The organism is Sphingomonas sp. (assembly GCF_031361285.1).
Classification (GTDB): domain Bacteria; phylum Pseudomonadota; class Alphaproteobacteria; order Sphingomonadales; family Sphingomonadaceae; genus Sphingomicrobium.
Window position 1 is genome coordinate 1 of the sequence record NZ_JANMCO010000127.1, and the last position, 10,637, is coordinate 10,637.

Annotated in this window: 12 protein-coding genes and 1 tRNA gene; 5 read left to right on the forward strand and 8 right to left on the reverse strand. The window is 64.3% G+C overall.

Annotated features, from left to right (window positions below; all coding sequences use genetic code 11):
• Positions 1–15 precede the first annotated feature (15 nt).
• The 3 genes from RMO25_RS11125 to RMO25_RS11135 are packed head-to-tail and all read right to left on the reverse strand — an operon-like array spanning position 16 to position 3,085.
• A complete protein-coding gene (locus tag RMO25_RS11125; RefSeq protein WP_309662669.1) occupies positions 16–1,560 on the reverse strand; it encodes a DHA2 family efflux MFS transporter permease subunit in 1,545 nt (514 codons plus the stop codon).
• 5 nt (positions 1,561–1,565) lie between these two features.
• Positions 1,566–2,645, reverse strand: a complete 1,080-nt coding sequence (locus tag RMO25_RS11130) for an HlyD family secretion protein (RefSeq protein WP_309662670.1) — start codon at positions 2,643–2,645, stop codon at positions 1,566–1,568.
• On the reverse strand, positions 2,642–3,085 hold the full coding sequence (locus RMO25_RS11135) for a MarR family transcriptional regulator (RefSeq protein WP_309662671.1): 444 nt from the start codon (positions 3,083–3,085) through the stop codon (positions 2,642–2,644). Before RMO25_RS11135 ends, RMO25_RS11130 begins: the two co-directional genes overlap by 4 nt.
• Positions 3,086–3,175: 90 nt before the next feature.
• On the opposite strand from RMO25_RS11135, the gene metC reads away from it, so the two are divergent.
• The 3 genes from metC (at position 3,176) to RMO25_RS11150 (ending at position 5,497) form a co-directional block, all read left to right on the forward strand.
• Positions 3,176–4,366: a cystathionine beta-lyase gene (gene metC / locus RMO25_RS11140; RefSeq protein WP_309662672.1), complete on the forward strand. Its 1,191-nt coding sequence runs from the start codon at positions 3,176–3,178 to the stop codon at positions 4,364–4,366.
• Positions 4,367–4,403: 37 nt separating this feature from the next.
• Positions 4,404–4,477, forward strand: a tRNA-Gly gene (locus RMO25_RS11145).
• 114 nt (positions 4,478–4,591) lie between these two features.
• Positions 4,592–5,497, forward strand: a complete 906-nt coding sequence (locus RMO25_RS11150) for a serine protease (protein ID WP_309662673.1) — start codon at positions 4,592–4,594, stop codon at positions 5,495–5,497.
• On the opposite strand, the gene RMO25_RS11155 is transcribed toward RMO25_RS11150, so the two are convergent.
• The 3 genes from RMO25_RS11155 to RMO25_RS11165 form a co-directional block, all read right to left on the reverse strand.
• Positions 5,494–5,664 carry a hypothetical protein gene (locus tag RMO25_RS11155; protein WP_309662674.1) on the reverse strand — a complete coding sequence of 57 codons (171 nt, stop codon included), beginning with the start codon at positions 5,662–5,664 and terminating at the stop codon, positions 5,494–5,496. The two genes, RMO25_RS11150 and RMO25_RS11155, sit on opposite strands and share 4 nt — an antisense overlap.
• 64 nt (positions 5,665–5,728) lie before the next feature.
• Positions 5,729–7,633, reverse strand: a complete 1,905-nt coding sequence (locus RMO25_RS11160; RefSeq protein ID WP_309662675.1) for a TIR domain-containing protein — start codon at positions 7,631–7,633, stop codon at positions 5,729–5,731.
• Between the two features lie 76 nt (positions 7,634–7,709).
• Complete coding sequence (locus tag RMO25_RS11165) at positions 7,710–8,471, reverse strand: molybdopterin-binding protein (protein WP_309662676.1); 762 nt, start codon at positions 8,469–8,471, stop codon at positions 7,710–7,712.
• A gap of 64 nt (positions 8,472–8,535) precedes the next feature.
• Here RMO25_RS11165 and map point away from each other — a divergent pair, with 64 nt between their 5' ends.
• The gene (gene map, locus RMO25_RS11170) at positions 8,536–9,366 is read left to right on the forward strand and encodes a type I methionyl aminopeptidase (protein WP_309662677.1); all 831 of its coding nucleotides are present in this window, start codon (positions 8,536–8,538) and stop codon (positions 9,364–9,366) included.
• Between the two features lie 44 nt (positions 9,367–9,410).
• Here the strand turns inward: map and RMO25_RS11175 are convergent, their stop codons facing one another.
• Together RMO25_RS11175 and RMO25_RS11180 are read right to left on the reverse strand one after the other, a co-directional pair.
• Complete coding sequence (locus RMO25_RS11175) at positions 9,411–9,743, reverse strand: hypothetical protein (RefSeq protein WP_309662678.1); 333 nt, start codon at positions 9,741–9,743, stop codon at positions 9,411–9,413.
• Positions 9,744–9,813: 70 nt separating this feature from the next.
• Positions 9,814–10,305, reverse strand: a complete 492-nt coding sequence (locus RMO25_RS11180) for a hypothetical protein (protein ID WP_309662679.1) — start codon at positions 10,303–10,305, stop codon at positions 9,814–9,816.
• 204 nt (positions 10,306–10,509) lie between these two features.
• On the opposite strand from RMO25_RS11180, the gene RMO25_RS11185 reads away from it, so the two are divergent.
• Positions 10,510–10,637: P-II family nitrogen regulator (locus RMO25_RS11185; RefSeq protein WP_309662680.1), on the forward strand; the 128-nt coding region annotated here is incomplete at its 3' end.

Sequence of the window (10,637 nt, forward strand, 5' to 3'; positions counted from 1 at the left end):
CAACGGCGGAAGCGCTCAATCCGCCGCCATAGCCGGCGCTCCGGCGCCCCTCGCCTTGCGCATAACCAACAGCAACGGCAGCACCGCGAAGGTGACGATCATCATCAGCTTGAAGTCGTCGAGGTAGGCGATGAAAATCGCCTGGCGGGTGATCTCGAGATTAATGATCGCGAGTGCGCCCGCTCCCCCGGGACCAATGCGTTCCAGGAGCGACGGATCGATCATCGGCAGCGACTGGTCGGTGACATGGCCGGCAAGGTCGGCATGGGCGACCTGGCTCATGCGGATGAGCTGCGCGCTGACGACCGAAATGCCGACCGAGCCGCCGACGTTGCGAGCGAGGTTCAACAGGCTGGCCGCGGTAGTTCTTAGGCGCGGCTTCAGCGTCTCGAAGGCCAGGCTTTGCAGCGGCACGAAGATCAGCCCCAGGCCGAGCCCCTGGACGACGCCGCTGGTGATCACCGGCGTCGATGGCTGGTCGAGCGCGAAACCGGTCATCATCCACAATGAAGTGCCCATCAAAACGACGCCGAGGCCGACCAGCATTCGCGCGTCGAACTTTCCAACCAGCCGGCCGGCAAGCAGCATGGAAATCAGCGTGCCGACGCCGCGCGGGGCGGTCAGGAAGCCCGACTGCAGTACCGAATAGCCGTAGAGGTTCTGAAGCAATGGCGGCAGCAAAGCGAGGCCGGCGAGCAGCAGCACCCCGGTCACCGCCATGAACAGCAAGCCGGTGGCGAAATTGCGGTCGGCGAACATGCCCTTTTCGAACAACGGTTCTTTCGCGGTCACAATGTGGACAACGAACATCCAGAATCCGGCGATCGCGAGGCTGAGCTCAATGATGATTTCCCAGCTTTGCAGCCAGTCCTTCTGCGCGCCGCGATCGAGGAACAATTGCAGACTGCCGATCGCCACCGCGAGCAAGATGAAGCCGAACATGTCGAACTTGCGCGCGTGCTGCTCGGTCTTGGGCAAGAAGCGCAGCAGCAGCAACGTGCAGATCACGCCCACCGGCAAATTGACCAGAAACACCCAGCGCCAGTTGTAGCTGTCGGTTAGCCAGCCGCCGAGCACCGGCCCGAGGATCGGCCCGATCATGATGCCGCCGCCGAACAGGGCCATCGCCTGCCCGTGCTTTTCGCGCGGATTGATATCGAACAAAGTCGCCTGAGCGAGCGGCACCAGGAACGCGCCGCTGACGCCCTGGGCAGCCCGGAAGATCACCATTTCGGTCAGCGAGGTCGCGCCGGCGCACATGACGGACGTGACGGTGAAGCCGATCACCGACCACACCAACAACCGCTTGCGCCCGACCTTGTCGGCCATCCAGCCGCTGATCGGCAGCGCGATTGCCGAGGCGACGATGTAGCTGGTCAGCACCCAATTGATCGTATCCTGGGTCGCGCTCAGGCTTGCTTGCATATGCGGCAGCGCGACATTGGCGATGGTCGTATCGAGCACTTGCAGCAGGACCGCCATCATGACAGCAATCGTCACCACCACCCGCTGACCCTGGGGCAGCGGGTGCGCGGCGAGATGAGCCGGGATTTCGGCCATCGGCGCTAGCTCTTGTTGAAGATGACGGTGGCGTTAACCGACAGGCCGGCGATCATCGGTTTCTTGGGGTCGCCGTCGAAGACGATCCGGACCGGCACGCGCTGCGTCACCTTGACCCAATTGCCGTTGGCGTTCTGCGCCGGCAGGATGGCGAATTCGCTGCCCGTCCCGGCGCCAATGCTTTGCACATGAGCGGCAAAATCCACGCCCGGATAGGCGTCGACCTCAACCTTGGCTTTGAGCCCCGGCACCATCCGGCCGACGTCCTTTTCCTTGAAGTTCGCTTCGACCCAAGCTTGGCGGCTGCGGACCAGCGACAGCATGCCGATGCCGATGACCACCGCCTGCCCGACCTGCAGGCGATCGGCGTTCTCGATCGTGCCATCCATGGGCGCGCGAACCTCGGTCCGCGACAAATCGAGCCGCGCCTTGTCGAGCGCGGCCTTGGCGGCGGCGATGTTGGGCTGTTCGCCGGGCGCGATCGCGGCGCTGGCATTGGCCGCTCGTGCCCGCGCATTTGCAAGGTCGGTTTCCGACTTGCGCACTTCGGACACCGCATCGTCATAATCCGAGCGGGTCGTGAAGCCCTGCTTGAGCAGCGCCGACTGCCGCGCCAGCGCGCGTTGCTTGATCGCCAGATCGGCCTGCGAGCCGACGATGTCGCCGCCGGTGCCCGATTGCTGCGAACGGAGCAGCTGGTTCTGCAGATTGGCCGCGGCGAACTGCGCCTGCGCTTGCTCGAGCGCCACGCGATAAGGCGCGGGATCGATCCGGAACAGCAAAGCGCCTTGCTTGACCTGCTGGCCGTTACGCACCGCGACCTGGGTGATCGGGCCGTTGACCTGCGCGCTGACCGAGACGATGTCCTGCTTGATCGCGGCGTCGTCGGTGGAGACTTTGCCGCCGCTCGCCAGCCAATAATAACCAAGGCCGATGACCAGCAGCAGCGGGACGATCAGCAACAACACATTGCGGAGCAACCGGCGCGGGACCCGCGGTCCGGCAGCCGATTTCGCGACCTCGGCGGTTGATCCATCGACCACTTCCGGCGCCCCGGTCAGCGGTTCCTGCTTCATTTCGTTCATTGGCCAAGAGCCTTTCCGCGCGGGCAATTGACCGCGACATTGTCTCGAATTTGTCCCAGCGCAGTGCGCATCGCGTCGCGCTTGTCAGCTGCCATGCCGGTAAACGCTTCCTCAGCGAGATCGTCCGCCAACGCCCCCAGCTTCTTGACCAGCGGCCTGGATTTGGTCGTCAGCATCAGCTTCCACGCGCGGCGGTCCAGCGGGTCGGCCTGCCGTTCGACTAGGCCCGCTTCCGCGAGCCGATCGACGATCCGGCACAAGGTGATCGCTTCCATGTCGAGGTGCTCGGCAAGATCGACCTGCCGCAAGCCCGGCGTCCGGTTGAGCTTGGCCAGTACCCGCCATTGCGCCCGGGTAACGCCGAGCGACACCGCGCGCCGGTCAAACGCGCGGCGCAGCGCGGTCGCGGTCTCGGCGATTTCCCACAGCATCGGGTCCATGCGTTATCATATAATAAGTGTGCTTACTAAATCAACGGACTTTTGGCCAATCGGTTCCGATTTGGCTGCAGGCAAGGTAAAGCCCCTCCGATGACGGACGAACCCAAGCGCCCTGGCACCCGGCCGGATACCAAAATTGTTCACGGCGGGCGGCGCGACGAATGGCTGCAGGGCCTGGTCAATGTCCCGGTGGCGCGCACCTCGACGGTGCTGTTCGAGACCGTCGCCGAAATGGAGGCCGGTTACCCGCCCCGCGACGGAGTGTTGAGCTACGGTCGCAACGGCACCTCGACCCAGTGGTCGCTGGCCGAGGCGCTGACGGAATTGGAGCCGGGTGCGGCTGGCACGCGATTGCTCCCGTCCGGTGCGGCGGCGGTGGCGTTTGCGCTGATGAGCGCGCTCGAACCAGGCGACGAATTGCTGATGGTCGACAGCGTCTACGGGCCGTCGCGGACGTTCTGCGACCAGTGGCTCAAGCGCTACGGCGTCACGACGCGCTATTACGACCCGCTGGCGAGCGTCGACGACATCGACACCCTGTTATCCGAGCAGACCCGCGCCATCTTCATGGAAAGCCCGGGCTCGCTAACCTTTGAAGTTCAGGACGTGCCCGGCATCTGCGCGCTCGCCAGGTCGCGCGGCATCATCACGTTGCTCGACAATACCTGGGCGACCTCGCTGTTCTTCCCGGCGCTGGCACACGGCGTCGATCTGTCGATCGTCGCCTGCACCAAATACATATCCGGCCATGCCGACGTCATGCTGGGGTCGGTGACCGCCACCGAGCGGGCCTGGGACAAGCTGTCCAAAGCCGCCCAACTGTACGGCCAGCACGTCAGCCCGGACGATGCGTTTCTCGCCGCGCGCGGCCTGCGCACGCTCGGCGTTCGCCTGCGCCGGCATGAGGACAGCGCGATCAAGATCGCCCGTTGGCTACAGGATCAATTGCCGGTTGCGACGGTGCTCCACCCGGCGTTAAAGGACTGCCCCGGCCACACGCTGTGGAAGCGCGATTTCACCGGCTCATCGGGCCTGTTTTCGATCGTCCTGAAAGATGCCGACGACGCCGCGGCCAACCGCTTCGTCGAAAGCCTCGAGCTGTTTGGCATCGGCTACAGCTGGGGCGGTTTCGAAAGCCTGGCGATCCCCGTCCATCCCGACCGGTTGCGGACGGTCTCGGGTGTTCCCGCGAATGGCGCCACCATCCGCCTGCACATCGGCCTAGAGGATTCCGACGACCTCATCGCCGACCTCGACCAGGGATTGAAGCAGGTCGGTTGACCGGCGGAGCGCAGCCGTGGCAATCGGGCTCTTCCAAGCGGGTGTAGCTCAATGGCAGAGCAGAAGCTTCCCAAGCTTACGACGAGGGTTCGATTCCCTTCACCCGCTCCAATTTCGTGACCTGCCGGGGGACGGCTCCAAATTGAAACGTGCGCCATTGGTGTGGCGACCGGCGCTGTGGTCCAGCTGAATTGTGTGGCATGATGTCCGCTTGGGGGAATGCCGATGATTCCGTTTTTATTGCCCTTCGCGCTCGCCCTGGCGCTCGCCGCCCAGGCGGACGCGGCCCAGGATCAGGGGGTCGCGGACCAAAATCAGCCGGAAACGGCGCAACAGCAATCGGCGCCGGCCGAAGCCGAAGAAACGACCGGCGCGACGCCGTGGCAGGCACAAATCTACAGCGGTCATCCGCAGTGGTCCGAGGAAGACAAGCAAAGCGGACGCGATGGTTGGGACCTCGCGCACAAATGCGGCGGCACGCTGATCGCCGACGGCTGGGTGTTGACCGCCGCTCATTGCATCAATGCCGAGCGGATTAAAAACGGCCATCGGGTGCGGCTAGGGGCCGATTATATCGATAATGATGAAGGGGTAAGCTACCGCATCGACCGCATGGTACGGCACGCGGACTGGAACAAAAACAAGCATACCTACGACATCGCGCTCGTTCATTTCGTCGCCGACAGCCAGACGCATCCGGAACAGGCCGGGCCGGTCGAGGCCATCCCGCTTTACGACGGTCCGCCTTTGGAACCCGGCGAGAACGTTTACGCGACCGGCTGGGGACAGCTCGACGAGGCCAAGGGTTCAGGCTTCCAGTCCGAGCTCACTTCGGTCGATCTGATCACCGCCGACTGCGGCGACTACCCGCAATATAGCCATGCCCCGGAATACCAATTGTGCGCGACCGGCCGAACCCCCGGTGATGACGCCGACACCTGCACCGGCGACAGCGGCGGTCCGCTGGTCCTCGACAGCGACAATCGGGTCCTCGTCGGCGTCGTGAATTCTGGCGTCGGCTGCTACCGCGAGGATAGCGCCGGCCTGTATCTTCGCATTGATCGCGACCACTTCCTCGACTGGATCCACCGCGCGATGGCGGCGGATCCGTCGATCAGCGAGATGCGCTAACGGTCAGTATCGCTCCCGCGATCAGTGTCGCTGCCGCGGTCAGTGTCGCTACCGCGATCGGTGTCGCTACCGCGATCGGTGTCGCTACCGCGATCGGTGTCGCTACCGCGATCCTCGTCTTCGTCCTCAGGGCCGGCGACAGGGTCAAAATCGTTATGAGTCATCATGATCGGTCTCCCAAGCGGTGGAACAAGCAAAGTCTCACGAAACTGGCCCTTCGAACAGTGTGATTCAGCCGAACCCCAGGTCCCTGACCAGGCGAGCATATCTGGGGTCCCGCGAAATCGGATCGAGCAAAGGGTCGGTCGCGATCATACTTAGACCCGAGTCACCGATCGCCCGCGCCCGCTGCAGCCTCACCATCGCCTCATCCGCCCTGCCCCACTGAGCCATCACTTCGGCTTGTTGGTACATGGCAGCGTCGCCAACGTCGCTGATGAGTTGCGCCAAGGCACGATCGGCTGCGGGCTGGTTCCCGACGCGATACTCCAGCGCGGCCAATCCGCGCAGCCGGAACATGGCGGAAGGTTCTTTCACATAAGCCGCGCGCGCGGCAGCGATTTTTCCCAATGCCATGAGGCAGTCGCCGACGGTTGCATTGGCATTGGACATTTTCGGGTTGAGCTCGAGTGCTCGCTGGGATTGGGTGATCGCGTCCGCATACCGTCGTGACGTATAGGCAATAATCCCGGCAGCGCGATGCGTGCGAGGGTTGAAGGGATCAAGCGCGAGCGCCCAGTCAATCGCATCGCGCGCCTCCCGAAAACGGCGGGTTCGTGCTGTGTACGCCGCGTAGAGCAGGACGATGTCGGCATCACCGCGCCCATAGCGATACGCTTTGTCGTAAGACGGTCTGGCACCGCGCACATCGAGAAAGCCCGCGAACTTCGCATAACCGAGCGCGAGTTGGCCCTGAGGCAACGTCGGCGCGAGTTCGATCGCGCGCTCAGCCTCTGCAACCGCGGCCGTATAGAGCGGCTTCAGCTCGCTCGCCTGGGCGTTGCTTGACGCGAGCGACGCGAGCACTCGCGATAGTGCCGCATGGGCCAATGCGAAGCTGGGATCAGCCGCGATCGCGAGCTCGAAATTGGCGCGGGCCTGGCGATCAGATTCCTCCCCGCCGACGGCATTGTACAGCGCTTTGCCGCGCAAATAGGCTTCATACGCCTTGACGTTGCGGGTGCCGCCGGGCGCCGGCGCGTCGGTCGCCATCTGTACCGACAAAGCGTTGGAGACGATGCGAGCGACATCGCTTTCGAAGGCGAAGATATCGCCCAGCGGGCGGTCGACCCGTTGCGACCATTCGCTGAACCCCGACTTGCCGTTGGTCAGGGTGGTCGCGACCCGCACGATGTCGCCGGCGCGCTGGACTGATCCCTCCAGCAAATAAGCGACACCCAGGGTTCGCGCGATCGACTTGGCATCGCCAATCTGATCGCGGACGGTGTTGGACGAGGTTGCCGCAAGCACCAGCAGCCCGTCGTTGCGCGACAGCGCCGAGCGCACCTCGTCGGTCATGCCGTCGGCCAGGTACGCCTGGCCGGAATCGCCGCTCAAATTCTTGAACGGCAGGACCGCGATGCTCGCGCCCTTGGCCCCACCGGAACCGAACAGCCCGCCCTCCCAGGCAATGAAACCACCAGCCCCGGCCAGTGTTGCGGCGGCTCCGGCGACCAACGCGCCTCGCCGGGTAATCGGTTGAGCCGCAACGCGACGCGGTGGCGGCTCACAGCCGATGGCCGTCGCAATTGCCCGGCGAATCGCGTCAACTTGCGGGGCGTCGGCCCGTCCCCGCCAGCCGGACACGTCGATCATCTGGAATTGGCGAAAGCCCAACGGCGGGTCACTGCCGTCGAGCGACAGCGGCACCAGCCGCCGGCGGTCACGGCCCTGGGCAGCCTCGTCCCGCACCCAATTGGATTCAATCGATTGCTTCGACCACAGGACAACGACCGCGTCCGAAGCGTCCAGCGCCTCGTTGATCGACTTAGTGTAGACCGTCCCGCCTTCGATCAGCGCGTCCCACCACACCGTGTAGCCCACGCGCCCCAATGCCGCCGCCAGCTGTTGCGCCTTGACCCGATCGTCATGCGCATAGCTCAGGAACACAGTCGGCTGACTGGACTCGCTTGCCATGTCTGACCGTCCCCCCAATGGACGGATGTGTCACGCTTTACCGCCGCCGGCAAACCGTGGGAATAGCGGCGTCCCGCTAAATCCCGCCGTCCCGCGCTTCAAAGCCGGCGGCGGCGAGCTTGTGTAGGAGGTCGTCGCCGCAGCCCCGCGCCGCTTCGCTGTCTTCCGAGCGGATGACGAAGTTGGCGCCGTAGCGGCCGTCCTTGAAGAACGGATAGCTGCCGATCGCCACGCCCGCATGGGCGGCCTCGGTGGCGCGCAGCAAGTCCGCGACGTCGCTCTCGGCGGAGAACGCGCCGACTGTCACCGACACCATCGGCCGGCCGCCCTCCAGCGTCCCGGTCAACGCCTCGAGCATGCTGGCGGCAATGTGCGGGACGCCGGCGAGGATGTAGACGTTGGCGATCTTGACCCCCGGCGCGCCCGAGCTCGGGTTGGCGATCAGCTCGGCGCCTTGCGGCACTCGCGCCATCCGCAGGCGCGATTCGGTCAGCGCGATCCCGCGACCCGCATAATAGTCCTCGAGGATTCGCCGCGCTTCGGGATGCTCAATGACCGGCACGCCGAACGCGGCGGCAATCGAATCGACCGTGATGTCATCGTGGGTCGGGCCGATGCCGCCGGTGGTGAACAGATAATCATGAGTAACCCGCAGCGCGTTTACCGCGTCGGCGATCCGCCGCGGATCGTCGGGCACCACGCGCACCTCGGCCAGCCGGATGCCCTGGTCGTTGAGCCACACCGCGACCTGGGCGATATTCTTGTCCTGCGTCCGCCCGGACAGGATTTCGTCGCCGATCACCACCAGCGCCGCGGTCCAGACCTTTTGAGATTGCATGTGATCTCCGGTTCGATCCAGCCTTCGGTTCGACATAGCCGCCTTGGCACACTATTTAGTGCCGATGACCGAATATATCACCGTTTCCGACGACGACCTGGTCGATGCGCGCAACGGCGTCATCAAATTGCACGGCCCCGACGCCTTCGTCGGCATGCGCGCCGCCGGCCGCTTCGCCGCCGAGATCCTCGACGCAATCGCGCCTCATGTCGTCCCCGGCGTTACCACCGCCGAGCTCGACCAACGCGTCTACGACCATATGCTGCGCGGCGGCGGCATCCCGGCGACGCTCGGCTATCGCGGCTACACCAAGAGCTGCTGCATCTCGATCAACCATGTCGTCTGCCACGGCATCCCTGGCGACAAGGCGATCAAGTACGGCGACATCGTCAATATCGATGTCACCCCAATCCTCGACGGCTGGCACGGCGACACCAGCCGCATGTACCTTGCCGGTAATGTGCCGCTGAAGGCCAGGAAGCTGGTCGACGTGACCTACGAATGCCTGATGCTCGGCATCGCCCAGGCGCGCCCCGGCAACCGCCTCGGCGACGTCTCCAACGCCATCCAGCGCCACGCCGAAGCGCACCGTTACTCGGTTGTCCGCGATTTCTGCGGCCACGGCCTCGGCCGCTTGTTCCATGACAGCCCCGAAGTCGTCCACGCCGGTCGCCCCGGCACTGGTCCGGAATTGAAGCCCGGCATGTTCTTTACCATCGAGCCGATGATCAACATCGGCCGCGCCGACGTGAAGATGCTCGACGACGGCTGGACTGCGGTCACCCGCGACCGCTCGCTCTCCGCCCAGTTCGAACATTCAATCGGCATCACCGACGATGGCTGCGAGATTTTTACCAAGAGCCCGACCGGCCACGACAAGCCGCCTTACGCCTAGGTCGCGGCAGCCAGTGTCCGCTTTCGACCCATTGCGGGCATTAGCTATCGAGCACGAATCTGTTCCGCGAGCTGGCGCAGCGTCGCACGACCATTCTCGGTCAGCGGCAACTCCACAGATGCAGCTTCCTCGCGGATGCGCTCTAGAAATGGGTCTGTGATGGGAATGCCCGTGAAGTCATCCCAGTCCCAGTCGCCACCGCGCCCTTCGACGAAGTCCTCCAAGTAACGCAGGACATCTTCTGGTGTGAGGTCCGCACTGTTCTTCAGACCGAAAAGCCAAACGAAAAGCTGCACGAGGATAGCAACAAAAATCCCCACCGGGGCGAGCAAGATGGCAGGCCAACCACCGATGTGCCACTGCCGATGAAGCGCCATCCTTGACCGTTAGCTCCGTTACGCCCGCATTCCACCCAAAGCGGACATTCGCCGCGCGCACATCGCCCGCTCATTCGGCCGGCGGCGCAGGCTTTGGCACCCAGATGTCGAACGAATCTTCCCATTCCGCCTGGTTATCGGCGCCCTTTTCCTCGACCTTTCCGCCCTGGTTCGGCCAGCGCGCATAGACTTCGCGCTTGGGATCGAAAACGACGGTATTGCCGTCGGTGCGCGAGACTTCGGTGTAGCGGGTTTCTTCGTTGGCGCTGGCATAGACCCACTCGCCGTCGACTTTCTCGAACGTCGCCCCGACCGCTTTATATTTGAGCGGTAATGGCTGCGCCGCGGCGTCAGCCGCTGCAGCATCCGTCGAAACAGCGGCGTCGGAATTTTCGACGGGCTTCGCAGCATCCTCAACCGGTTCCGCCTGCTTGGCATGCGGCCACACCGCGATCAGCCCCGTCACCGCGACAATCAGCCCGGTCAGCCCGCCCAGCCATGCGGTCATGTTGCTGAACATTTTCGGGCGCTCGCCGGCGCCGTCCTTGCGTTCCTCGTCCATCCCGCCCCCCGCGCGACGCTAATGTGCGCCCCAGAATATGACACGGAAATCGCGGTTCAGCCAATCAGACTGCCGCCGCCGCTTGCTTCGCGTCCCAGCCCGCGACCCGGCCCCGCGCCGCGACGACATCGGGCGGGCAGTCACCTTCGCCTCATTCCTCGCCCTTGGCTTTCAAAAGCGGCGGCGATTGGGCATGGTCGCCGGATGAAGAAGATCGAAGCGATCATCAAGCCGTTCAAGCTCGACGACGTCAAGGACGCGCTCCACGATGTCGGCGTTTCCGGCATCACCGTCACCGAGGTCAAGGGCTTCGGCCGCCAGAAAGGCCACAC